This is a genomic window from Aminobacter sp. SR38, from assembly GCF_014843375.1.
In the GTDB taxonomy this organism is placed as follows: Bacteria; Pseudomonadota; Alphaproteobacteria; order Rhizobiales; family Rhizobiaceae; genus Aminobacter; species Aminobacter ciceronei.
The window spans coordinates 5,282,234-5,303,918 of record NZ_CP062112.1 but is presented as its reverse complement, the minus strand read 5'-3'; the positions used below and the strand labels follow the sequence as shown (position 1 = coordinate 5,303,918).

At 63.5% G+C, this 21,685-nt stretch carries 24 protein-coding genes; 11 read left to right on the top strand and 13 right to left on the bottom strand.

The genetic code is table 11. The features are described 5' to 3' along the window. Positions 1 to 58: 58 nt before the first annotated feature. Both IG197_RS25950 and bmt read left to right on the top strand, forming a co-directional pair. Positions 59 to 676 carry a DUF1989 domain-containing protein gene (locus tag IG197_RS25950; RefSeq protein WP_192315754.1) on the top strand — a complete coding sequence of 206 codons (618 nt, stop codon included), beginning with the start codon at positions 59 to 61 and terminating at the stop codon, positions 674 to 676. Between the two features lie 58 nt (positions 677 to 734). Continuing rightward, positions 735 to 1,751, top strand: a complete 1,017-nt coding sequence (gene bmt / locus IG197_RS25945; RefSeq protein ID WP_067966376.1) for a betaine--homocysteine S-methyltransferase — start codon at positions 735 to 737, stop codon at positions 1,749 to 1,751. A gap of 12 nt (positions 1,752 to 1,763) precedes the next feature. On the opposite strand, the gene IG197_RS25940 is transcribed toward bmt, so the two are convergent. The 12 genes from IG197_RS25940 to IG197_RS25885 form a co-directional block, all read right to left on the bottom strand. Further along, positions 1,764 to 2,168 carry a hypothetical protein gene (locus IG197_RS25940; protein ID WP_192315752.1) on the bottom strand — a complete coding sequence of 135 codons (405 nt, stop codon included), beginning with the start codon at positions 2,166 to 2,168 and terminating at the stop codon, positions 1,764 to 1,766. A gap of 187 nt (positions 2,169 to 2,355) precedes the next feature. Further along, a complete protein-coding gene (locus tag IG197_RS25935; protein ID WP_246765251.1) occupies positions 2,356 to 2,898 on the bottom strand; it encodes a PadR family transcriptional regulator in 543 nt (180 codons plus the stop codon). 290 nt (positions 2,899 to 3,188) lie between these two features. Next, complete coding sequence (locus tag IG197_RS25930) at positions 3,189 to 3,635, bottom strand: hypothetical protein (RefSeq protein WP_246765250.1); 447 nt, start codon at positions 3,633 to 3,635, stop codon at positions 3,189 to 3,191. A 257-nt stretch (positions 3,636 to 3,892) separates the two neighbouring features. Next, complete coding sequence (locus IG197_RS25925; RefSeq protein WP_192315748.1) at positions 3,893 to 5,935, bottom strand: VWA domain-containing protein; 2,043 nt, start codon at positions 5,933 to 5,935, stop codon at positions 3,893 to 3,895. Between the two features lie 2 nt (positions 5,936 to 5,937). Next, positions 5,938 to 6,498 (bottom strand): RNA polymerase sigma factor, encoded by a 561-nt coding sequence (locus tag IG197_RS25920; protein ID WP_192315746.1) that lies wholly within the window; start codon positions 6,496 to 6,498, stop codon positions 5,938 to 5,940. A gap of 100 nt (positions 6,499 to 6,598) precedes the next feature. Next, entirely contained in the window at positions 6,599 to 7,684 is a 1,086-nt protein-coding gene (locus IG197_RS25915) for a hypothetical protein (protein WP_192315744.1), read from the bottom strand. A 115-nt stretch (positions 7,685 to 7,799) separates the two neighbouring features. Further along, a complete protein-coding gene (locus tag IG197_RS25910; protein ID WP_192315742.1) occupies positions 7,800 to 8,978 on the bottom strand; it encodes an NAD(P)/FAD-dependent oxidoreductase in 1,179 nt (392 codons plus the stop codon). A 112-nt stretch (positions 8,979 to 9,090) separates the two neighbouring features. After that, positions 9,091 to 9,822 carry a dienelactone hydrolase family protein gene (locus IG197_RS25905; RefSeq protein WP_192315740.1) on the bottom strand — a complete coding sequence of 244 codons (732 nt, stop codon included), beginning with the start codon at positions 9,820 to 9,822 and terminating at the stop codon, positions 9,091 to 9,093. Positions 9,823 to 9,882: 60 nt separating this feature from the next. Next, positions 9,883 to 11,193 (bottom strand): MFS transporter, encoded by a 1,311-nt coding sequence (locus tag IG197_RS25900; protein ID WP_192315738.1) that lies wholly within the window; start codon positions 11,191 to 11,193, stop codon positions 9,883 to 9,885. Continuing rightward, positions 11,190 to 11,867 carry a FadR/GntR family transcriptional regulator gene (locus IG197_RS25895; protein WP_192319985.1) on the bottom strand — a complete coding sequence of 226 codons (678 nt, stop codon included), beginning with the start codon at positions 11,865 to 11,867 and terminating at the stop codon, positions 11,190 to 11,192. Before IG197_RS25895 ends, IG197_RS25900 begins: the two co-directional genes overlap by 4 nt. Before the next feature lie 97 nt (positions 11,868 to 11,964). Next, a complete protein-coding gene (locus tag IG197_RS25890) occupies positions 11,965 to 12,648 on the bottom strand; it encodes a 4Fe-4S dicluster domain-containing protein (RefSeq protein ID WP_192315736.1) in 684 nt (227 codons plus the stop codon). 96 nt (positions 12,649 to 12,744) lie between these two features. Beyond that, positions 12,745 to 14,319 carry a trimethylamine methyltransferase family protein gene (locus tag IG197_RS25885; protein ID WP_067960954.1) on the bottom strand — a complete coding sequence of 525 codons (1,575 nt, stop codon included), beginning with the start codon at positions 14,317 to 14,319 and terminating at the stop codon, positions 12,745 to 12,747. A 267-nt stretch (positions 14,320 to 14,586) separates the two neighbouring features. Between IG197_RS25885 and IG197_RS25880 the strand changes: the two genes are divergently transcribed. Further along, on the top strand, positions 14,587 to 15,285 hold the full coding sequence (locus IG197_RS25880) for a B12-binding domain-containing protein (RefSeq protein WP_067960949.1): 699 nt from the start codon (positions 14,587 to 14,589) through the stop codon (positions 15,283 to 15,285). Positions 15,286 to 15,377: 92 nt separating this feature from the next. Here IG197_RS25880 and IG197_RS25875 read toward each other — a convergent pair whose 3' ends face one another. Further along, the gene (locus tag IG197_RS25875) at positions 15,378 to 15,512 is read right to left on the bottom strand and encodes an entericidin A/B family lipoprotein (RefSeq protein WP_067960946.1); all 135 of its coding nucleotides are present in this window, start codon (positions 15,510 to 15,512) and stop codon (positions 15,378 to 15,380) included. Between the two features lie 65 nt (positions 15,513 to 15,577). On the opposite strand from IG197_RS25875, the gene IG197_RS25870 reads away from it, so the two are divergent. The 8 genes from IG197_RS25870 to IG197_RS25835 all read left to right on the top strand — a co-directional run bounded on the left by IG197_RS25870 (position 15,578) and on the right by IG197_RS25835 (position 21,559). Continuing rightward, positions 15,578 to 16,225, top strand: a complete 648-nt coding sequence (locus tag IG197_RS25870) for a DUF1638 domain-containing protein (protein WP_067960943.1) — start codon at positions 15,578 to 15,580, stop codon at positions 16,223 to 16,225. A 37-nt stretch (positions 16,226 to 16,262) separates the two neighbouring features. Beyond that, positions 16,263 to 16,838, top strand: coding sequence for a DUF4893 domain-containing protein (locus tag IG197_RS25865; RefSeq protein ID WP_192315734.1), 576 nt, complete (start codon positions 16,263 to 16,265; stop codon positions 16,836 to 16,838). A gap of 128 nt (positions 16,839 to 16,966) precedes the next feature. Beyond that, entirely contained in the window at positions 16,967 to 17,626 is a 660-nt protein-coding gene (locus tag IG197_RS25860; RefSeq protein ID WP_192315733.1) for an exopolysaccharide biosynthesis protein, read from the top strand. Between the two features lie 5 nt (positions 17,627 to 17,631). Further along, positions 17,632 to 18,399, top strand: coding sequence for a formyl transferase (locus tag IG197_RS25855; protein WP_192315731.1), 768 nt, complete (start codon positions 17,632 to 17,634; stop codon positions 18,397 to 18,399). A gap of 137 nt (positions 18,400 to 18,536) precedes the next feature. Continuing rightward, entirely contained in the window at positions 18,537 to 18,839 is a 303-nt protein-coding gene (locus IG197_RS25850; protein ID WP_192319983.1) for a virulence factor, read from the top strand. Continuing rightward, entirely contained in the window at positions 18,832 to 19,416 is a 585-nt protein-coding gene (locus IG197_RS25845; protein ID WP_192315729.1) for a methylenetetrahydrofolate reductase C-terminal domain-containing protein, read from the top strand. The genes IG197_RS25850 and IG197_RS25845 overlap by 8 nt, the downstream gene beginning before the upstream one ends. Continuing rightward, the gene (locus IG197_RS25840) at positions 19,413 to 20,513 is read left to right on the top strand and encodes a methylenetetrahydrofolate reductase (protein WP_192315728.1); all 1,101 of its coding nucleotides are present in this window, start codon (positions 19,413 to 19,415) and stop codon (positions 20,511 to 20,513) included. Before IG197_RS25845 ends, IG197_RS25840 begins: the two co-directional genes overlap by 4 nt. 77 nt (positions 20,514 to 20,590) lie before the next feature. Next, on the top strand, positions 20,591 to 21,559 hold the full coding sequence (locus tag IG197_RS25835) for a methyltetrahydrofolate cobalamin methyltransferase (RefSeq protein ID WP_067960930.1): 969 nt from the start codon (positions 20,591 to 20,593) through the stop codon (positions 21,557 to 21,559). Positions 21,560 to 21,685 lie beyond the last annotated feature (126 nt).

The window sequence follows — 21,685 nt, the reverse complement described above, 5'->3', positions numbered from 1 at the left end:
TGTGGTTGAATTTGCCGCCACGATACGGCAGCGTGCGCCGCGATCCCCGAGGAAACCCATGCCAGATCAGCGTATCGTCATACCTGCCCAGTCGGGCCGTTCCATCCGCGTCTCCAGCGGGGACCTGGTCCGCATCATCGACATCAAGGGCCAGCAGGTCGCCGACCTCTGGGCGTTCACACCTGACATGAAGGACTGGCTCAGCACCTCCAACACCCGCGATATCGGCGAGCGGCTGTTTCCGAAGACAGGCGAGCATTTCTACGGCACGACGGGAAACAAATTGCTGACCCTTGTCGAAGACGCCTCGCCCGGCCCGCACGACATGCTCTACCCCGCCTGCAACCACGCGCTTTATGTCCGCGCCGGCTTCGACGAGCATCCCAGTTGCCAGGACAATCTGCACAAGGCCCTTGCCTCGGAAGGGCTCGCCTTGCCCTTCACGCCAGACCCGGTCGACCTGTTCCAGAACTCGCTGCCGCAGCCCGATGGCAGCATCGACGTCTTCGCCTCGATCAATCCGCCCGGCGGCTACGTCGCTTTGCGCGCCGAATGCGACCTGCTGCTCGTCGTCACCGCCTGCTCGGTCGATCATTATCCGACCAATGGCGGCGTCTGCACCGAGATCGCGGTCGAGGTGACGCCGGCAGCATGGTCGGCCAAGCAAACGCGTTGACTGGACATAAAGACTTCTTTATATCCTTATCTAATCTCCTGATATGAAAGTCGCTGCGATGACGACCAATCCGATCGATGCCCTGCTGGCCGAAAAGGGCGTGCTGCTCGCCGATGGCGCAACGGGCACAAACCTGTTTGCCATGGGCCTCGAGGCCGGCGAAGCACCCGAGCTGTGGAATGAAAGCGCGCCCGAGAAGATTTCGACGCTGCACCGGAAATTCGTCGAGGCCGGCGCCGACATCATCCTTACCAATTCGTTTGGCGGCACCCGTCACCGGCTCAAGCTGCATCACGCCCAGGATCGCGTGCACGAACTCAACAAGCGCGCTGCCGAAATCGCCCGTGGCGTTGCCGACAAGGCCGGCCGCAAAGTTATCGTCGCCGGCTCCGTCGGCCCGACGGGCGAGCTTCTGGTTCCGCTTGGTGCCATGACCTATGACGAGGCGGTCGATGCATTCGCCGAACAGATCGAAGGCCTCAAGGCCGGCGGCGCCGAAGTCGCATGGATTGAAACGATGTCCGCGCCGGACGAAATCCGTGCGGCGGCGGAAGCTGCCATTCGCGTCGGCCTGCCCTACACCTACACCGGCTCGTTCGACACCGCCGGCCGCACCATGATGGGCCTGCTGCCCAAGGACATCCACGGTGTCGTTGACGGCCTTGCCCAGACGCCGCTTGGCGTTGGCGCCAATTGCGGTGTCGGTGCGTCCGATATTCTGGCTTCGCTGCTCGACATGAGCGACGCCAAACCGGATGCAACGATCATCATCAAGGGCAATTGCGGCATCCCGGAATTCCGCGGCACCGAGATTCACTATTCGGGCACGCCGGAACTGATGTCGGACTATGTCCGCCTCGCTGTCGACGGCGGCGCCAGGATCATCGGCGGCTGCTGCGGCACCTCGTTCGAGCATCTGGCCGCCATGCGCAAGGCGCTCGACGCCCACAAGAAGGACGTTCGTCCGACCGTCGAGGCAATCGTCGAGCGCATCGGCCCGATGCGCAACAAGCTGGCGGCGCCGAACACCACGGAAACCAGCGAAGGCCGCCGCGAACGCCGTCGCCGCAGCTGAGGCTTCTTCTGATCAGCTGTTTTCTTCGTATCGCGCGAGTGCCGACTTGATGTCGGTGCCCGCGCCTTCGACCGGGCGCATCATCATCACGGCGTCCGATGTGCGTACATCGCCCAGTTTCTCCATCGCCAGCCGGAAGCGCTCATTGTTGAGCGCCGACCATGCCGTGCGATGGGCGTCATCGACATCGCTCACGCGGGAACGCGAGGAACTCGGGGTTGAGACCGGCACCGCCTGCTGGACAGGCTTGGCGGGCACATAGATGTGGCTGCTGGTGGCAGGCGCCGGCGCCTGTGCGGCAGCATCTGCCACGGCGTCGCTATTGCGGTTGGCAGCCTCCGGCCGGGCAGGCATCGCCAAGGCATCGGCGGTGCGAGCAATTGATACCGCACCCGCCATCACACGTCCAACCAGCATTCTCAAACCACCCCTTGTACACCCGCAGCTGTATTAGCCGGGGATCGTTGCGATCGGGTTCCGGGGCGAATTGGCTTTTGATTCAAATTGTCGGAAACGGCCCGCAAATCTGGCCTTTTCCTAGGTTTCACACAGAAAAAGCTCCCGCCTTGCGGCGGGAGCTCAGACGTTACAAGACCTCGGGGAATCACAGGTCTTCGAGGTCGCGACGGGCCTTCTTCAGGATCTCGCGCGCCTTCTCAGCCTGTCCGGCGGTCAGCGAACCGCTGCGCAGTCGGCTGAACACAGCGAAGTTCAGCGCCTTGACTTCGTCGCCGAGGGCGACACCGCTGACCTGCGTCGAGTTTTCCTCGATCTGGCCATTGATCTTGGCGAGCTCGGCGGCGTTTTCATCGAGATATGCCTGGCCCGCCTCGGTGATGGAGTAGAGCTTCTTGTTGCCATTGGCGACAGAGACGACGAGGTCCGCCTCCTCCAGCATCTGCAGCATCGGATAGATCGCGCCCGGGCTCGGGCTGTAGGCGCCCTGGAACTTGGCCTCCAGCGCCTTGATGATGTCGTAGCCGTGGCGCGGCTCTTCGGCAATCAGGCCGAGCACGACCAGGCGCAGAGCGCCGGGATCGAACATGCGCGGGCCGCGGCCGCCGAAGGGACCGCCACGATGACGGCCGAAGGGACCGCCGCGGCCATGCCGGCCGCCGCCCCTGCCGCCTTCATTCTGGCCCGACATGGACCATTCTCCACGGCAACGATCGTTGAAATTCGGGTGGTTGAACATGTGAGTACCTCTCCAGGATGTTTGTTTCATGCCGCTATATCTATTCTAAGATATATCTTTTGCAAGATAGAACGTAGGGAATTTTTCGCGCCGCTCTGCGAACGCGTGCGGAAACATCCCGGAAGGGAGCGCCCTCCCCAGTCCGATGAAAGTCGATTTCAGCTTGTTTTCAGCCGCTTACGCCCGGAACGATATCCTCGCAGGGCCACGCCGTCGCAACGGAATTTCGCTCCGTCCGGCACCTAGGCGCCGACAACCATGTCGCTCAGAACATGACTGAAGTGCTTTTCCTGCCGTTCCAGCCACGCGTAAGCCTGCGGCCAGTTGGCCGGATCTGTCATCGCGACCGGATGGTTGGACAGGTAGCACAGCGCGTATTCGCCGCGCAGGCTGACGCCAAGCGCCTTGCCCAATGCGGGCTCGAAGGCGGTCAGCCGGTTCGCGGTTGTGGCATAACCCTCGCCGCGTTGGCCCCTGACGAACAGCCCGACGCTGCGATTGGTCAAATAGAGCGAAACCACCAGATCGTCGGCGATATGCCGCCAACGCGAATAGAGGCTGCCATGGCGTATCCTGGGATCGTTGCGGCGGGCGAGATAACCGTCCCAGAATACCTTGATCTCGCGCGACGACAGCGAGCGCAGCCCGCCATGCGCAATATCCCATTCGTCCAGTTGCCGGTCGGCCATCACCAGTCTCCGAAACACCACCCCAGCGATTTTCGGGTGGACGCCTAGAGATCACAAAAGAACGGCCGGCGGAAAGCCCCCTTTCGCCCACGGAGATGATGAAAGAACGGCCGGCGGAAAGCCCCCTTTCCGCCGCCAAGAGATCAACAAAGAACGGCCGGCGGAAAGCCCCCTTTCCGCCGCCAAGAGATCAACAAAGAACGGCCGGCGGAAAGCCCCCTTTCCGCCGGCCGGCCCACCTGCCCTTGCCTGTTGCCTTACTGCTTGTTGCCATGGAGCGACGATGCCAGCCGCACCAGCGACAGGAATTCGGCGCGATAGCCATAGGGATCGGCACCGCGCGCCGCCGAGGCGATCTCGGCGATCCGGTCAAAGCCGAACCTGGCTGTCGCGTCCTCGTTGCGCAGTTTCTGGCCGAAGGCCGCAACCGCCACCGAGAACCGCTGATCGGCGCCGGCGCCGTCGAAGCTCGCGACTTCGTTCGTCTTCGTCACCGGCGTGGTAATCAGCTTGCTCACGTCGCCATCAGGCGCCTTGTAGCGGATCTTCACGAAAGCATACTCGTCGGCATCGGCGACGCCGCCATTGCCTGTCGAAGCTTGGCCGTAGCGCAACGGGTCCATCGCCAGCGACGGGCTGCCCTTGGGCGTGATCTCGTAGATCGCCGTCACCGAATGGCCGGAGCCGATCTCGCCGGCATCGACGCGATCGTTGTTGAAGTCCTCGCGATTGAGCGCACGGGTCTCGTAGCCGATGAGCCGATATTCGGCGACGGCAGCCGGATTGAACTCGACCTGTATCTTGACGTCCTTGGCAATCGGGAACAGCGTTGAGGAGGCATCCTGCACCAGCACCTTCTCGGCTTCGGCCAGCGTGTCGATATAGGCCGCCGTGCCGTTGCCGTTCTGGGCGATGGTCTGCATCATCTGGTCGTTGAGATTGCCGCGGCCGAAGCCGAACACCGACAGGAACACGCCCGACTTGCGCTTGTCCTCGATCAGCCGCTTGAGCTCGTCGTCATTGGTCTGGCCGACATTGAAGTCGCCGTCGGTCGCCAGCATCACGCGGTTGATGCCGTCCTTGACGAAGGATTTTTGCGCCAGCCGATAGGCTTCGCGAATGCCCGCCTCGCCGGCAGTCGAGCCGCCAGGGGCCAGCGTGTCGATGGCCGACAGTATCTTTTCCCGGTCCGACGCCTTGGTCGGTTCGAGCACGGTACCCGCGTTGCCGGCATAGGTGACGATCGAAACCGTGTCGTCCGCATTGAGCTTGTTGACCAGGAGGCGGAAGGCCGAGCGCAGCAGCGGCAGCTTGTCCGGCTCGTCCATCGAGCCCGAAACGTCGATCAGGAACACCAGATTGGCCTTCGGCTGCTCGGCCGGCTTGACGTCATAGCCCTTGATCGCGACGTGCATCAGCTTGCTGTGCTCGTTCCACGGCGACGGCATGACGCTGACGGTGGTGTTGAACGGCGTGGTGATCGCCTCCGGCCCCTTCCAGTCATAGGGGAAGTAGTTGATCATTTCCTCGACACGCACCGTGTCGGCCTGGGGCACAACCCCTTCCTTCAGCAAACGGCGGGCGAAGGAGTAAGAGGCCGTGTCGACATCGATGGAGAAGGTCGAGACCGGATCCTCAAGCGCCGAACGCACCGGATTGGTCTTGAAATCCTCGACGCGATCGCGGTTTTCCGGCGGGGACATCGGCATGTCGGAGGGCGCGATCACGCCCTGCAGCTCGGTTGTCAGCGTCGGCGCGGACATGCGGCTCACCTGCGCTGTCGCATCGGCCAGCGGCGCCGGCGCCGGCATGGCGGGCGCTGCCTCGTTCATGACAGCAGCTTCTTCGGCTGTCGCTTTTGCCTCCGTCTTGGCCGCCTGCGAGGCAGCAGCCACCGGTCTGGCCGGCGCGGTCTGCGCCGCGCCTGAATCGGTCTTCTTCAACGCGGCGGCAAGCGGCTCCTTCAGGCGCCCGGATGGCACATCGGCGATCTCATGCTCGGCGCCGAAATTGAACGGCGAGCCCTCCATCAGATAGAATGTGGCATAGCCGGCGAGCGGCAGGGCAACGAGACCGGCAAAGGCCGGCGCTGCAATCAGCTTCTTTTGCATGATGTCTCTCCAGAGCTTTCGTGCTCGTTCGGTGAGACGACCGGCATTGACGGTTCCTTGGGTGGCCGCGGAATTTTTTTCGAGGTCGTAGGCTGCCATCGCCGCGGCAAGCGCGCGCGCCTTGGCCTCGCTGCCTGGAGCGGGCGTCGGAATGTTGCGCAGCATGTCGAGTTCGTTATCGTCGCCCATGGTCACTCTTCCCCGGCCGAGCGCATGAGCAGCTTCAGCCGTTTCTTCGCTTCATGGATGTGCCAGGACACGGTGGCCTCGGCGATCGCCATGGCGTCCGCCGCCGCCGCATGGCTCAAGCCCTCGCCATAGACGAGAAGGATCGCATCGCGCTGCTTGTCCGGCAGTTGCCTGACCGCCGCCCACATCCGCTCAGTCGGATCTTCCGTTTCCAACGCGCCATCTCCCGCGACAAGCGCATGGACGCCATAGGCGGTGGTCTTCGCCGCCTCGCGCGCCGATTTGCGCTGCATGTCGCGCGCGGCATTCAGCGTCATCGCATAGAGCCATGTTGTGAAGGTGGAACCACCGCGATAGTCGCGAATGGCCCGACCCAGCCGCGCACAGACCTCCTGGGCAATGTCTTCGGCATCCGATCCGTTGCCGCACCAGCGCCAGGCGACACGGTGGACGAATCCGTAATGCCTTTCGACGAGTTCGCCGAAAGCTGTCCTGTCGCCATCGCGCGCTCGTCCGATCAGATCGCCATCGGAGGCTTCGCTTTCGTCCAGCATCATCGCCATCATTTGTCCGTTGGACGAAAGCTTTGAGGCAATCCTTGGGGTGCTGCGAAGAAAAATTTCCTCACCTCCCCAAGGCATGCCGGGCGGCGCGCCACCTCCGTCACGAGCCGGGGCAGACCAGCTTGACGCTTACCGTGTTCTTGCCGCTGACGGACATGCCGCCGGTGACATATTTGGCAAATGGCAAGGTGCTGACATCCTGGGACACCTCGGTGTCGACGGTGAAGCTCTCATTGGCGAAGACATTGCCGCCGTCGACTTCTCCTTGCGGCCGCATCGACATGCCATGGCCGCCCTTGCAGCGGATCTTTACGTCGCCCGGCCTGCCTTTCGACTTGTTGTCGAGAGCCATGGTCAACCCGTCGAGCTCCAGCGCCATGTCGATGTCGTCGTTGATCTGGCCGCTCGAAGTGCATGACATGCCGGCAATCCTGACGCTCTTGATCTTGCCTGCCCGCCGCGTTTTCCCCTTCAGCATCCATGTGTCGGACCCCGGCGAACTGTTGCCCTCCATCTCCACCGACTGGGTGACATAGGAGTAGGTCACGTCGAATTGCGGCCCCCTGATGCGCGGCTCGAGCTTTGCCTCGATGGTAACCGTCCCTTGGTCGACGATGCCCTTGAGCAATGCGCGCGTCGCCTTGGCCTGTTCGCGGTAGCGCTCCGCTTCCTCAGCTGCGAAGTGGCTCGGCAGTCTGTCCCAGTAGACGGTGGCGGTGTCTCTTGCGCATTTCGCCCGGTGAACAGCTTCGTGCTCGAGCGCGAAATCCGCGAGTTCCTTGCATTGCGAGCCTGCTTTCAAGGCTTCGAGTGCAGCGGGTTGCTGCTCGCAGCTGCCATATTTCATGTCGACCGTCGCTGGCCCGGTATAACCATGGGCGGGACGGTGGGGTAAGCGGAACCTCCCCATGATTTCGGTCCGTTTCAGCGACGAGCGGTGATAGATGCTGACGTCGGAATCCGGATGCGTCGGGATTTTGTGCGCCTCGATCAGCGGGTCCTCGACTGCCTTGAGCTGTGCTGCCATGTCGGCGAAGAACTTTGCTGCGTAGTCGGCGTTTCTGAGCTCTTCCTGGACGCTTTGCAGGTTCTTGCACGAGCATTGTTGCTGGTTGGCCAAAACAGGCATCACCAGCGCGCCGCCGAGCGCCAGCGAAACGGCAAACGCCTTGATTGTCGAAAACATCCGCACCACACCTTGTGATTGATTCAGGTGGCAGTCGGTATCGGAAACCTGTGTATCCGCAGGATGTTGCGATGCGGGTGCGTTGGATGCACAACGAAAACAGGGATGAGCAAGATCAGGCTGCCTGCCCGGCCGCCCAGCCCGACGACCATGCCCACTGGAAATTGTAGCCGCCGAGCCAGCCGGTGACGTCGACGACCTCGCCGATGAAGAATAGGCCCGGCACCGATTTCACCTGCATCGTCTTCTGGTCGAGCGACCTGGTGTCGACGCCGCCAAGCGTCACTTCCGCCGTACGATAACCCTCGGACCCGGCAGGCTTGATACGCCACTGATTGACAGCAGCATCGACGGCTTTCAGATGCGCATCATTCAGATCGGCGAGATTGCCGTTTAAGCCGAGCCGCTCGGCAATCGCCTGGGCCAGCTTCTTGGGCAGGTGGGCGGCGAGAACGGTCTGCACCGCCTGGCGCCCGTTGGCGCGCTTGGCCTCGCGCAGGATCGCCGCGACGTCGCTGCCCGGCAGCATCGAGATCGCGATTTCGTCGCCCTCGCGCCAGTAGGACGAGATCTGCAGGATCGACGGCCCGCTGATGCCGCGGTGGGTGAACAACATGGCTTCGGAGAAGCTGGTCTTGCCGCAGGCAACATCGGCATCGACAGCGATGCCGGCGAGCGGCGTCAATTTCTGCAAGGTGTTGGCGTCGAAGGTCAGCGGCACCAGCGCTGGCCGCGTCTCGACCACAGGCAGCCCGAACTGCGCAGCAATCTCGTAGCCGAAACCGGTCGCCCCCATCTTGGGGATAGACTTGCCGCCGCAGGCGACCACCAGCGACTTGCACGCGACCCGACTGCCGGAGACAAACAGCTCGAACCCGTCGGCCGTCCTGCTGATGTCCTCCACCGCGGTCGACAGCCTCAGCTCGGCGCCGTTTTCCCGCATTTCCTCGACCATCATCTCAATGATCTGGCGTGCCGAGCCGTCGCAGAACAGTTGGCCGAGCGTCTTCTCGTGATAGGCGATGCCGTAGCGCTCGACGAGGCCGATGAAATTGCGCTGGGTGTAGCGGCTCAGCGCCGAGATGCAGAAATGCGGGTTCTGCGACAGAAAATTCTTCGGGCTGGCGTGGATGTTGGTGAAGTTGCAGCGCCCGCCGCCGGAAATCCGTATCTTTTCGCCGGGCGCCGAAGCGTGATCGACGACCAGCACCGAGCGGCCGCGCTTGCCGGCTTCCACGGCGCACATCATGCCGGCCGCGCCGGCGCCGATCACCACGACATCAAAGGACTGCATTCCGGAGTGTTCCCGCTGGTCCGTCGCCGCCTTGCCGGCGCGCGAACCCTGGTTGTCGGATCAGCTGTTCGGTGCCTGATAGCCGAAGCTGTCGGGATGGCAAAGTTGGAAGTTATGCCAGCGTTTCCTCAAACAACGCCGTCAGCCGCTTCCAGTGGCGTTCGGCACCGGCGGCATCGTAGACGCCGTGGTCGGATACGCACCAGCCATGGCCCATGCCGACATAGTTTTCGAGAATGTGGTCGACGCCGGCAGTGCGCAGGCTCTCGGCCAGGATTGCCGACTGTTCCGGCGGGAAGCTGCCGTCGACACCGGCAGAGCCGACATAGACACGCGCCTTGATCTTTGCGGCGCTGCGGTGCGGGCTATCGGTCGCATCGCTGGCCAGATTGCCGCCATGGAAGCTTGCCGCGGCCACGATGCGGCCCGGATGGGCGGCGGCAGCGTTGAGCGCACGCGAGCCGCCCATGCAATAGCCGACAGTGCCAATCGGGCCTGTTGCGCCGGCCTTTGCCAACGCGTAGATGAAGGAGGCCGTGTCGCGTGCGGTCATCTCTTGCGTCGTGCCGCCGATCAGGGCACGCAACTCGGTCCGCGTCTTCTCCTCGACGAAGGCCGTCTTGGCGTCGAACGGACCATAGGCGCCTGCACGAAAGAACAGGTCGGGCACCAGCACCGCATAGCCGTGGCTGCCCAGCCGTTCGGCCATCTCGTCCAGCGCCGGGCGCGGACCGAAGGCATCCATATAGAGGATCACCCCGGCTTTCGCCTTGGCAGGTCCGAACAGCCCGGCCTTGCAAACGCCATCCGCCGTCCTGATCTCAATCTCGCGCTTGGTCGGCATGGCAAGGTTCCTTCTGTCTGCCCCGCCGCGAACATAGGGACTTCGGCCCGCCAGACAAGCTCAGGCGGCAATGGTCCGCTCGGTGCGCGCGCCGACATGCAGCGCCCTGCCCGCGCCCAGTCCCGTGATCGCAACGCCAAGGCCAAGGGCCACGAACAGCACCGAAGAGGCGGCGAAGCTGCCGTTCCAGTTGCGGATCAGCCCGACCAGCAGCGGGCCTATGGCCGCCAGCGTGTAGCCCACGCCCTGCGCCATGCCGGAGAGATGGGCCGCGACATGGGAATCCGGCGAGCGCAGCACGATCAGCGTCATGGCGGCGGCAATCAGCCCACCCTGGCCGATGCCCTGCAGCACGGCCCAGAACAGGATCGTCGAGGTCGGCGCAAACAGGATGCCGAGCAATGCCGTTACGGCAGCCACGACGAGCGCCACATTGACGCCGCGCTGGTCCTTGCGGCGGATGGCGATCGAAGGCACGGCAAGGCAGGTCACAACCTGCGCCATGACTGACAGCGAGACGACCGCGCCGGCCGTCGTGGCATCGAAGCCGCGCTCGCGCAGGATCGGCGCCAGCCAGCCGAAGACGCAATAGGCGAGCGCCGACTGCAGCCCCATGAACAAGGTGACCTGCCAGGCCAACCGGTCGCGCCACAGGCCGACGACGCGGAAGCCGCTTTGGCTCGCCTGCCTGCGGCTGCCGAGCGCCTGCGGTGTCCAGATGAGCAGCACGATGAAGGCGGGAACCGCCCAGGCAGCGAGCGCGCCAGACCAGGAGCCCGTCAACAGATGTTCTATGGGCAGTGTCAGCCCCGAGGCCGAAGCAGCACCAGCGCAAAGCGCCATCGTATAGAGCCCGGTCATCATCGCCGCCTTGTCGGGGAAGTCGCGCTTGACCAGCCCGGGCAAGAGCACGTTGCCGATGGCGATTGCGGCGCCGGCCATAAAGCTCGCGATGAACAGCAGCGGCACGGTGCCGAGACCACGAAGGACAGTGCCAAGGGCCAGCAGCGCCAGCGCAAACAGCAGCGTGCGCTCGGCGCCGAAGCGCTGCGCCAGCTTTGGCGCCAGCGGCGCGAACAGGCCGAGGCAGAGCACCGGCAGCGTCGTCAAAAGGCTGGCGCCGGCGGGCGACAGGCCGGTTGCCTGCATCACCTCCGGCAACAGCACGGAGAGGCTGGAAAAGATCGGCCTGAGATTGAAGGCGATCAGCACCAGGCTGGCGCCGAGCACAAAACGCGCCATGCCGCTGCGCAGGACGGGCGCCTGCGGTGCCGGCAGGCTGTCGATCTCGGCATCGACAAGCTGGTCGTCGAGACCATCGATGGCGACGGCCTCGGCAGGCCGGCCGGCCGGAACAAAGCTCTGGTTCATTGGTCAAGCAACCTGTCGAGTTCGAGAAGCACCGGCGCCATGAAGGCGCGGACTGCCGCGGCAGCCCTGTCCGGATCGCCGGAGGCGACGGCATCGACGATAGCCGCATGGGCAGTCGCGTCGGGCTCGGGCAGTTCGCCGGCCAGCGTCGCCTTGATCGTCTCGGCGATGGCGCCGGTGAAGAAGTCGTAGAGTTCGATCATTGCCCGGTTGCCTGAGGCCTCGACGACCGACTTGTGGAAGGCGATGTCGCGGCGAATGAAGGCCTCGTGCCCGCCATCGGCAACCGTGCCGCGCGCCTCCAGCAACCGGCGCATCTTCACCAGATCGGCTGGTGTGTGGCGCTGCGCTGCCAGCCGCGCCGCCTCGGCGTCCAGGGCTGCGCGCGTCTCCCATTGGTCGCGCAGGCCGGCGCGCTTGACGCGATCCAGCGCCGCCGACGGATCGACCGCCGAGCGGACATAGGTGCCCGACCCTTGCCGTGTATCCAGCAAGCCTTGCGAGACCAGGGCGCGGACAGCTTCGCGCACCGTGCCGCGGCTTACCGAAAGCAGGTCGGTGAGTGCCGCTTCATTGGGAATACGCTCGCCCACGGCCCAGCGGCCGCTGACAATTTCGGCCCTTAGGCTATCGGCGACGCTGTCGGTGAGGTTGGTTCGTGTGGCTGGCTGCATGGCTATATTCATCAAGTCATCCGATGACTTTGGATAAGCCCGTCAGCTCGCAAAGGCAACAAGCGAGCCAGGAAAGCGATTGGGCCAGTGGGCGAGCTCAGAGGCCGGCGTAGCTCTTCATGTGAAAGGCCTGCACATCGGCCGGATACCGATAGGCAAGCCCGTAGGGACAGGCATGGCGATCGAGGCAGCCTTGCGTCCGGCAGGCACCTCCCGAGGATCCGCGCACATGTCCCAGGCATCGCTCATATGCGAAACCTGCCTCCGAATAGGCATCCACAGGACAGGATTTAAGGCAGGGTTTTGCTGGACATAGATCGCAAAGGTGACTCTGTTTGCGAACTTCGCCGAACTCCAGATCGACATCGAACAGCAGCGCGCCACGATAGGCATGCCAGAGCCCGTATTCGGGATGCATCAGGATGCCCAGCGGCGACGGCCGGAGTCCCTCCGCGCGGATCGCCCATTGCTGGAACGGCAGATAGGGCTTGTCGGATGGCGACGCCGCACGCGCGCCGAACTTGCGCGCGACATCGCCGATCACCTCGCGCGCCCAGCTGTCGAGCGGATTTTCGAGGTCAGCCGGCTGCGCCTCGCGCCAGCGCAGGAAGTACGGCCAGACGGCCGCCCCTGCCTGCCCCACCAGCAACACCGACCGCGCCGGCTTGCCCACCGGACCGCCCGGTGCTGGGTTGCTGTGGTCAAAAGCAAAACCGCCGCGCTGGATGAGGCCATGATCGGCCAGCGCGGCGGAAATCTCATCAAGGTCGGGGGACGTCAAGCGTCACCCCTTCTTGTCCGGATCGGAGAATGCGCTCCGCCAGACTTCCTTGTGAATGATGCTGGCGACTTTAGCCCCGCCTGAAACGGGCTCCTTTCACGTGAAGGCGTCGGGCATCGACGCCTTCTTCGCAGCAATGAAGTCCTTGAGGCCGTCGTCGATGCTGGGATCGAGATACGGCGCCTCGTAGCTTTCGAGCCAGCGGCGGGCGAGCTCGTTGGCACGCTGCGGTGCCGTCTTCTGTCCTTCGGCCAGCCACTGCTCGTAGGAATTGTTGTCGGCGATGCTCGAGCGGTAGAACGCGGTCTGGAAGTTCGCCTGGGTATGGTCGCAGCCGAGATAGTGGCTGCCGGGCCCGACCTGGCGGATGGCGTCCATGGCCTGGCCGTTTTCGGAGAGATCGACGCCCTCGGCAAATTTCTGCTGCATGCCGAGCTGGTCGATGTCCATCATGAACTTCTCGTAGCACGAGGCGAGACCACCCTCGAGCCAGCCGGCCGAATGCAGCACAAAATTGGTGCCAGCCAAAAGCGTCGAGTTCAGCGTGTTGGCGCTTTCATAGGCCGCCTGCGCGTCCGGGACCTTCGAGGCGCAGAGCGAGCCGCCGGTTCGGAACGGCAGGCCGAGGCGGCGCGCCAGCTGGGCGGCGCCGTAGGACACCAGCGTCGGCTCCGGCGTACCGAAGGTCGGCGCACCCGACTGCATCGAGATCGACGAGGCGAAGGTGCCGAACAGCACCGGGGCGCCCTTGCGGATCAGCTGGGTGAACGAAGCGCCGGCCAGCACCTCGGCCAGAACCTGGGTCAGCGTACCGGCAACCGTCACCGGGCTCATTGCGCCGGCCAGAATGAACGGCGTCACGATGCAGGCCTGGTTGTGGCGCGCATAGACCTTGGCCGCGCCCAGCATAGTCTCGTCGAAGACCATTGGCGAGTTGGCATTGATCAGGCTGGTCAGAACCGTGTTGTTCTCGACGAAGTCGTCGCCGAACACGATTTTGGCCATCGCCACCGTGTCCTCGGCGCGTTCGGGTGCGGTCACCGAGCCCATGAACGGTTTGTCGGAATATTTGATGTGGCTGTAGACCATGTCGAGGTGGCGCTTGTTGACAGGCACATCGACAGGCTCGCACACCGTGCCGCCCGAATGGTGGATCGACGGCGCCATATAGGCCAGCTTCACGAAGTTGCGAAAATCCTCGATCGTCGCGTAGCGCCTGTTGCCGTCGAGGTCGCGCACGAAGGGCGGGCCGTAGACCGGGGCAAAGACGGTAGCATCACCGCCGATCTGCACCGAACGCTCGGGGTTGCGCGCATGCTGGGTGTAAACAGAAGGCGCCGTCTTCAGCAGTTCGCGGCACAGCCCCTTGGGGAAGTGGACCCGTTCGCCCTTGACGTCAGCGCCGGCTTCCTTCCACAAAGCCAGCGCTTCGGCGTCGTCGCGGAACTCGATGCCGATTTCTTCCAGCACCGTGTCGGCGTTCTTCTCGATGAGGGCGAGGCCCTCCTCGTTGAGCACCTCATACACGTTCACCTTGCGCTTGATGTAGGTGAGTTGCGTGCCCGGCCCGCCACCGCTGCGTGCTGCGCGTCGCGCAGCCGCGCCACCGCTTGCGCCACGCCCGCGCCTGCCGCCCGCTTGTTCCTGCTCGACTGCCGCGTCTTCGCCCATGGCTCTGCCTTCCGTAAGAATCCGTTTTTCGCCGCCCATGCGGCTCTACGACGGATCGTAATCATGCACCCATATCGAAACGGCTCGCCAGCGCCAACGCCTGTCGCAAAATCGACAAGCCGACAGCCAAGACGACAGCCGGACTGCCAGTCGCTTTCGTTTTGCAGGAGGTCGCAAATCAGCTATGGATTTGCGGCACTTGCAAGCTAGGTATAGCGCAACATCAGCAAGCCGCACTTTAGCGCTGCCTCGAGGGAGCCTTAGAAGATGTCCGACGACGAAATCATCCTGTCCGAGCTTTCCGACGACGAACTCGTACAGCAGATGCACGACGACCTGTATGACGGGCTCAAGGAAGAAATCGAGGAAGGGACCAACATCCTGCTCGAGCGTGGCTGGGCGCCCTACAAGGTGCTCACCGAAGCACTGGTCGAAGGCATGCGCATCGTCGGCGAGGATTTCCGCGACGGCATTCTGTTCGTGCCGGAAGTTTTGCTCTCGGCCAACGCCATGAAGGCGGGCATGCACATCCTGCGCCCGCTGCTCGCCGCCACCGGCGCTCCCAAGCAGGGCAAGATGGTGATCGGCACCGTTAAGGGCGACATTCACGACATCGGCAAGAACCTCGTCGGCATGATGATGGAAGGCGCCGGCTTCGACGTCATCGACCTCGGCATCAACAATCCGGTCGAGAATTATCTCAATGCGATCGAAGAGCATCAGCCCGACATCATCGGCATGTCGGCGCTGCTGACCACGACCATGCCCTACATGAAAGTCGTCATCGACACGATGAAGGAAAAGGGCATCCGCGACGACTATGTCGTGCTGGTCGGCGGCGCGCCGCTCAACGAGGAATTCGGCAAGGCCGTCGGTGCCGACGCCTATTGCCGCGATGCGGCTGTCGCTGTCGAAACCGCCAAGGACTACATGAAGCGCAAGCACAACCTGCGCGCTGCCGGCTGACGACAAAGGGCCGCCCCTTGCGGCGCGGCCCTTTCATTGCGATCTGGCCGATCTGAGTTCGGCCAATCTGAGAAGTGCGGCGGTATGGTGCCTTATTGGACTGTGTCCTCGATGGCGTTCGCCGTACCTTTGACATCCTTGCCGACGCCGCGAATGGTGTTGGCGCAGGAGGCCAGTGCAAGCGCGCAGGCAATGACGGCGATCGGTGCCAGACGTGACAGTTTCATGGACGGTGTCTCCCTCTCTCGATAAACTTCGTCCTAGAGCAACGAAGGCCGGATCGACTGGTTCCATGGCCGCAAAGCAGACAACGAAACCCGACGTCGAAGACAGGCTGCTGGTCATAGGCTGCGGCATGATTGCGCGCGAGGTTTTGGCGGTCAAGCAGCAGCTCGCGCTCGATCATCTCGAGCTGACCTGCCTGCCGGCCGATTTCCATTTCCACCCCAGCCGGATCGCGCCTGCCATGGACCAGGCGATCACCGAAGCGAAGGCGGAAGGGTATCGGCACATCTATGTCGGCTATGCCGACTGCGGCACCGGCGGCCTGCTCGACCGTGTCTGCGAAAAGCATGGCGTCGAGCGCATCGCCGGCCCGCATTGCTTTGCCTTCTACCAAGGTGCTGCTGCCTATGCGCAAGTCGGCGAGGCCGACATGATGTCGTTCTACATGACCGATTTCCTCTGTCGGCAGTTCGATGCCTTCTTCATCAAGCCGCTCGGCCTCGACCGACATCCCGAGCTGGTGAAGGACTATTTCGGCAACTACGAGAAGCTGATCTACCTCGCCCAGACCGACGACCCCGCGCTCGACAAGGTCGCCGAGGATGCCGCCAGAATGCTCGGCCTCGTCTACGAGCGTCGCGCCACCGGCTATGGCGACCTGCCCGAGGCCCTTGCCAACGCATCGGACGCTGCGGCACATCATCAAAGAGCCTGATTCCTCCCCTGAGGTTCGACCTTTACGGAGGTTTGCCATGGCTTTTCGACGACTGATTCTTGCTGCTGCACTAGCAACCACGGCGACCTTCGCGCATGCCGACGGCGTGGTGCAGAAGCTGATCACACCGGCAGACAAGGCCAGACTCGAAAAATACGAAGCCACGCGTAAGGGAGCGCTTCAGGAGGCCAAGGCAGGCCAGGCACGCGAGGTCGCCGTGCTCGACGCGATCGTCGCCAAAAAGCCCATGTCGTTTTCCGATTTCGACATGACCGGCAACTGGCAGTGCCGCACCATCAAGGCCGGCGGCCTCGGCCCGCTCGTCGTCTACGGCTGGTTCAAATGCAAGGTCAGCGATGACGGCTCGGGCTGGATGCTGGAAAAGATTTCCGGCTCGCAGCGCACCAAGGGCCGCTTCTATACCGACGGCGACAGCAGACTGATCTATCTCGGCTCCGGCTTTGTCTCGGGCGAAAAGCCCAAGGCCTATGGCCATGGCCCAGATACCGACCAGGTCGGCTATGCCTTCCGCAGCGGGCAGGCAGAATGGCGCATCGAGTTTCCGGCGCCGCGATACGAATCGAAGCTGGACATCATCGAATTCCGCCGTTGATGTTGCATTCTGCGCGAAGCGACATCACATTCGCACCCTCCGGGGTTATCAAGGATTAACCTGGCCGTCGCACACTGCGATGGGGATTGGCGCGTTGGAAAGCGGGCCGCAAGTGGGCTGAAGGCTGAATGTTAGGGCAAGACAAGCAAACCGACGCAGGCGAATTCGATGCGGCGCCGAAGCGCCGTCGTGGCCGGCGCTTGTCAGCGATCTTCGCCCAACTCGCCCGCGACGCCAAAGGCAGCATCTCGATCGGCGACATCAGGGACACGCTGGGCAAGCGCAGTTTCGCGCCGCTTCTGGTGCTGTTTGCCGCCTTCAACATGCTGCCGCTGCCACCGGGCGCCTCGGCGGTGCTTGGCCTGCCGCTGCTGATCGTCGCAGCACAGATGGCCTTCGGCAGCAATCGCGCCTGGCTGCCCGACTTCATCACCCAGCGCTCGCTGTCGGCGGAACAGTTCCGCACGGTCACTGACTGGGTCGTTCCCAGGCTGATCCGCCTTGAGCAAGTGGTGCGTCCGCGCTACTGGCCGTTCTGGCGCAAGCGCGGGGACCGCGTCATCGGCATCATCGCGCTTATTCTATCCGTTTCGATCACGCTCCCGATCCCGTTCGGCAATTGGCTGCCGGCCTTTGCCACGGCGCTGCTCGGCCTGGCGTTGTCGGAACGCGACGGTATTCTGTTTGCCGTCGGCAGCGTCGTCGGCGTGGCATCGCTTGCCGTCGTTTGTGCGGTCGTCGGCGGCGCCGGCATTGCCACCCACGCCTTCCTGGCCTGGATGGGGTAGACTGAATGGATCGCAGGCCGATCGTCTTCGTGACTGAAGGCGGCGAACATATCTGGGCAATCATCAACAGCCTGACCGATCGCTTCGGCCCCGTCACTGTCGTTCTGGAAACGCCCTACCCCAAGCGTGAACTGATGAGGCGCCGCGCCAAAAAACTCGGCTGGATCTCGGTCGCCGGTCAGTTGGGCACCATGGTGCTCATCCGTGCAGCCAAGAGTCTCGTGAGCGGTGGCATCGAGCGCATTATTGCTGATGAAAAGCTGGAAATCGTGCCGCGCGCCAGCCAGGAGATCGTTCCGGTCTCCTCCGCCAATGCCCCCGAACTGATCGACGTCGTCCGCAAGCTGGAACCAGCGGTGATGTTCCTCGCCAGCTGCCGGATGTTGTCGGCCAGGACGCTTGCCGCCATCCCCTGCCCTGTCATCAACTATCACTCCGGCATCAACCCGAAATACCGCGGCATGAACGGCGGCTATTGGGCGCTTGCCACCGGCGACCACGGCAATTTCGGCTCGACAGTACATATCGTCGATGCCGGTGTAGACACCGGCTCCGTCCTCTACCAGGCACGCGGAATTCCTGGAAAAGGCGACACTGTCGCGAGCTACGCGATGCGCCAGGCTGCCTTTTCCCGCGACATCTGCATCCGGGCCATCGAGGACGTGCTTGCCGGCCGAATGACGCCGATCGACACCGGCCTCCCATCACGCCAATGGTACCATCCGACCATCTGGCAGTATCTCTGGACGGGCATCCGCCGCGGCGTCTGGTAGACGCGTCTGCAGCAATCCTCACTTTATCTTTTTGCGACAGGAGATCGCGTCGCTTTTGAATGCGCGCGCGTCGTCCCATAACAAGCGGCACCCGCATGGTTGCGGCAATGCTCAACGTCATCGAAAGCGAGACCGAAATGGCCGACCTGATCATCGTCTACTGGCGCGACATCCCTGCACAGGTGATCGTCAAGAAGGGCCGGCAGAATTCCAAGCGCGAATTGCCGCTGCGCTTTACCGAAGCGATCGACATGTGCGCGATGCGCACCGGTGCCGGCGACACCGACGCCTATCTGGCGGAGTGGCGCAAGGCCGACCCGGTTCCGGTCAGCGACGACCTCGAGGCGGAAGCCGACAAGGCGATGGCCGAGATCGATGCAAATTTCACACGCGAGCGGCTGGTCGCTCTCGTCAAGGCAGGCGGCAAGGAAGATGGTTGATACCCAGCCGACAGTAACCCAGGCGACCTTGGTCAAGAAGGCCGCGCCCAAAAGCGACTACAAGCCGGCCGACGTATCGCCGCAGCGGCGCGTCCAGCGCAGCTACACGATCAGGCTGTGGTCGATCCGCCACTCGCGCCTGCTTGAATGGTTCTACAGCCGCTTCGCCGACGCCTTCCTGCTGCTCCATCCCCTGTGGAAGGGCATCGGCTATGGCCGTGTCGAGGCCCCGATCAAGTTCGTCGAGAAGCGGGTCAAGGGACTGATGTTCGACTGCCGGATGTGCGGCCAGTGCGTCTTGTCGTCGACCGGAATGTCGTGCCCGATGAACTGCCCCAAGCAGCTGCGCAACGGCCCCTGCGGCGGCGTCCGCGCCAACGGCTATTGCGAGGTCGAGCCCGACATGCCCTGCGTCTGGGTCAAGGCCTGGGAAGGCTCGCGCAACATGGTCAACGGCGACGCCATCCTCAACGTCCAGAAGCCGGTCGACCAGTCGCTGCGCGAAACTTCGGCCTGGCTGAGGGTGACCGCTCAGGCTGCCGCAACGCGCGAAACTGCCAGCAAGGAAGTCGCATGACCCCGCCGCGCCCGCGCCAGACCGACGAGCATCCCGATGGCATCGACCTGCCGCTCGACCCCCTGCCCGGCCACTCCTCGCGCGGCCGCCTGGAGCGCGTGCTGCGCCGGGGCGAATTCGCCGTCACCACCGAACTGAATCCGCCCGACAGCGCCGACCCCGAAGACGTCTACAACCGCGCCAAGATCTTCGACGGCTGGGTCGACGGCATCAACGCGGTCGATGCTTCTGGTGCCAATTGCCACATGTCGTCGGTCGGCATCTGTGCTCTGCTCACCCGCATGGGCTACGCACCGATCATGCAGATTGCCTGCCGTGACAAGAACCGCATCGCCATCCAGGGCGACGTGCTCGGCGCGGCCGCCATGGGCGTGGCCAACATCCTGTGCCTGACCGGCGACGGCGTGCAGGCCGGCGACCAACCCGGCGCCAAGCCGGTGTTCGACCTCGACTCGACATCGCTGCTCGAAACCGTGCGCCTCATGCGCGACAATGGAAAGTTCCTGTCGGGCCGCAAGCTGACCACGCCACCGCAGCTCTTCCTTGGCGCCGCAGTCAACCCTTTCGCCCCGCCCTATGATTTCAGGCCTGTTCATCTCGGCAAGAAAATCGCCGCCGGCGCACAGTTCGTGCAGAGCCAGTACTGCTTCGACGTGCCGATGTTCCGCACCTTCATGAACCGCGTGCGCGATCTCGGTTATGACGAGAAATGCTACATCCTGGTCGGTGTCGGCCCGCTTGCCTCGGCCAAGACAGCCAAGTGGATCCGCGCCAACGTGCCGGGCATCCACATCCCGGATACAGTCATCAAGCGTCTGGAAGGCGCCCAGGACCAGAAGAAGGAAGGCAAGCAGCTCTGCATCGACATCATCAACGAGGTCAAGGAGATACCTGGCGTATCGGGAGTCCACGTGATGGCCTACCGGCAGGAGGAATACGTCGCCGAGATCGTCGATGAATCGGGCGTACTGAAGGGTCGCCGGCCATGGAAACGCGAGGCCCGTGCCGACGACCAGCGTGTCGCCGAGCGGCTCGAGCACATCCTGCACGACGACGTTACCGAATCGCAGGTCGACATGGTGAAGACCGCGCACTGACAGGCAGGCGCGACTGCCGCGCTTGAACGAAACCAGACAACGATATAAAGAAATCTTTATATCTTAGGGAGAACTTCATGACACGCACGATCGTCGCCTCGGCGACCCGCGAAATCATCATCGGTTTCGATCAGCCTTTCTGCGTCATTGGCGAACGAATCAATCCGACCGGCCGCAAGAAGCTGGCCGCCGAGATGGTTGCCGGCAATTTCGAGACCGTCATCAAGGACGCCCTGGAACAGGCTGCCTGCGGCGCGACGATGCTGGACATCAATGCCGGCGTGACGGCGGTCGATCCGAATGCGACCGAACCGGCGCTTCTGGTGCAGACGCTCGAGATCGTCCAGAACCTGGTCGACCTGCCGCTGGCGATCGACAGCTCGGTGTCGGCGGCGATCGAGGCCGCCCTCAAGGTTGCCAAGGGCCGCCCGCTCGTCAACTCCGTCACCGGCGAGGAAGAGAAGCTCGAGGCGATCCTGCCGCTGGTCAAGAAGTACAACGTCCCGGTCGTCGCCATCTCCAATGACGAGACCGGCATCTCGATGGATCCCGACGTCCGCTTTGCGGTTGCCAAGAAGATCGTCGAGCGTTGCGCCGATTTCGGTATTCCCGCCCATGACGTGGTCGTCGATCCGCTCGTCATGCCGATCGGCGCGCTTGGCGATGCCGGCCGCCAGGTCTTCGCGCTGCTGCGCCGCCTGCGTGAAGAGCTCAAGGTCAACACCACCTGCGGCCTGTCCAACATCTCGTTCGGCCTGCCGCACCGCCACGGAATCAACGCCGCCTTCATCCCGATGGTCATCGGCGCCGGCATGACCTCGGCGATCATGAACCCGGTTCGTCCGCAGGAAATGGAAGCGGTGCGCGGTGCCAACGTGCTCAACGGAACCGACGAGCACTGCACCCACTGGATCAAGACCTACAAGGACTACAAGCCATCGGAGGGCGGCCACGCCGTTGCAGCTCCCGTCGCCGTCAGCGCACCGGGTGACGCCGCCGGCGGCCGCCGCCGCGGCGGCCGTGAAGCCCGCATGGCGCGCGGCTGAGATCAGTCGTGGGACACGACGCGCTCCATTTTCCCCCAGTCGTCCTGTCGGACGGGGAAGCTGAGCCGTCGCATGATTTTCCTTCCCCCCGCACGCGGGGGGAAGTTGCCGGCAGGCAGATGAGGG

Coding starts and splice junctions, on each gene's coding strand:
- IG197_RS25950 (WP_192315754.1), top strand. CDS start 59: ATGCCAGATCAGCGTATCGTCATACCTGCCCAGTCGGGCCGTTCCATC.
- bmt (WP_067966376.1), top strand. CDS start 735: ATGACGACCAATCCGATCGATGCCCTGCTGGCCGAAAAGGGCGTGCTG.
- IG197_RS25940 (WP_192315752.1), bottom strand. CDS start 2,168: ATGCTGGTTGGACGTGTGATGGCGGGTGCGGTATCAATTGCTCGCACC.
- IG197_RS25935 (WP_246765251.1), bottom strand. CDS start 2,898: ATGTCGGGCCAGAATGAAGGCGGCAGGGGCGGCGGCCGGCATGGCCGC.
- IG197_RS25930 (WP_246765250.1), bottom strand. CDS start 3,635: ATGGCCGACCGGCAACTGGACGAATGGGATATTGCGCATGGCGGGCTG.
- IG197_RS25925 (WP_192315748.1), bottom strand. CDS start 5,935: ATGGGCGACGATAACGAACTCGACATGCTGCGCAACATTCCGACGCCC.
- IG197_RS25920 (WP_192315746.1), bottom strand. CDS start 6,498: ATGGCGATGATGCTGGACGAAAGCGAAGCCTCCGATGGCGATCTGATC.
- IG197_RS25915 (WP_192315744.1), bottom strand. CDS start 7,684: ATGTTTTCGACAATCAAGGCGTTTGCCGTTTCGCTGGCGCTCGGCGGC.
- IG197_RS25910 (WP_192315742.1), bottom strand. CDS start 8,978: ATGCAGTCCTTTGATGTCGTGGTGATCGGCGCCGGCGCGGCCGGCATG.
- IG197_RS25905 (WP_192315740.1), bottom strand. CDS start 9,822: ATGCCGACCAAGCGCGAGATTGAGATCAGGACGGCGGATGGCGTTTGC.
- IG197_RS25900 (WP_192315738.1), bottom strand. CDS start 11,193: ATGAACCAGAGCTTTGTTCCGGCCGGCCGGCCTGCCGAGGCCGTCGCC.
- IG197_RS25895 (WP_192319985.1), bottom strand. CDS start 11,867: ATGCAGCCAGCCACACGAACCAACCTCACCGACAGCGTCGCCGATAGC.
- IG197_RS25885 (WP_067960954.1), bottom strand. CDS start 14,319: ATGGGCGAAGACGCGGCAGTCGAGCAGGAACAAGCGGGCGGCAGGCGC.
- IG197_RS25880 (WP_067960949.1), top strand. CDS start 14,587: ATGTCCGACGACGAAATCATCCTGTCCGAGCTTTCCGACGACGAACTC.
- IG197_RS25875 (WP_067960946.1), bottom strand. CDS start 15,512: ATGAAACTGTCACGTCTGGCACCGATCGCCGTCATTGCCTGCGCGCTT.
- IG197_RS25870 (WP_067960943.1), top strand. CDS start 15,578: ATGGCCGCAAAGCAGACAACGAAACCCGACGTCGAAGACAGGCTGCTG.
- IG197_RS25865 (WP_192315734.1), top strand. CDS start 16,263: ATGGCTTTTCGACGACTGATTCTTGCTGCTGCACTAGCAACCACGGCG.
- IG197_RS25860 (WP_192315733.1), top strand. CDS start 16,967: ATGTTAGGGCAAGACAAGCAAACCGACGCAGGCGAATTCGATGCGGCG.
- IG197_RS25855 (WP_192315731.1), top strand. CDS start 17,632: ATGGATCGCAGGCCGATCGTCTTCGTGACTGAAGGCGGCGAACATATC.
- IG197_RS25850 (WP_192319983.1), top strand. CDS start 18,537: ATGGCCGACCTGATCATCGTCTACTGGCGCGACATCCCTGCACAGGTG.
- IG197_RS25845 (WP_192315729.1), top strand. CDS start 18,832: ATGGTTGATACCCAGCCGACAGTAACCCAGGCGACCTTGGTCAAGAAG.
- IG197_RS25840 (WP_192315728.1), top strand. CDS start 19,413: ATGACCCCGCCGCGCCCGCGCCAGACCGACGAGCATCCCGATGGCATC.
- IG197_RS25835 (WP_067960930.1), top strand. CDS start 20,591: ATGACACGCACGATCGTCGCCTCGGCGACCCGCGAAATCATCATCGGT.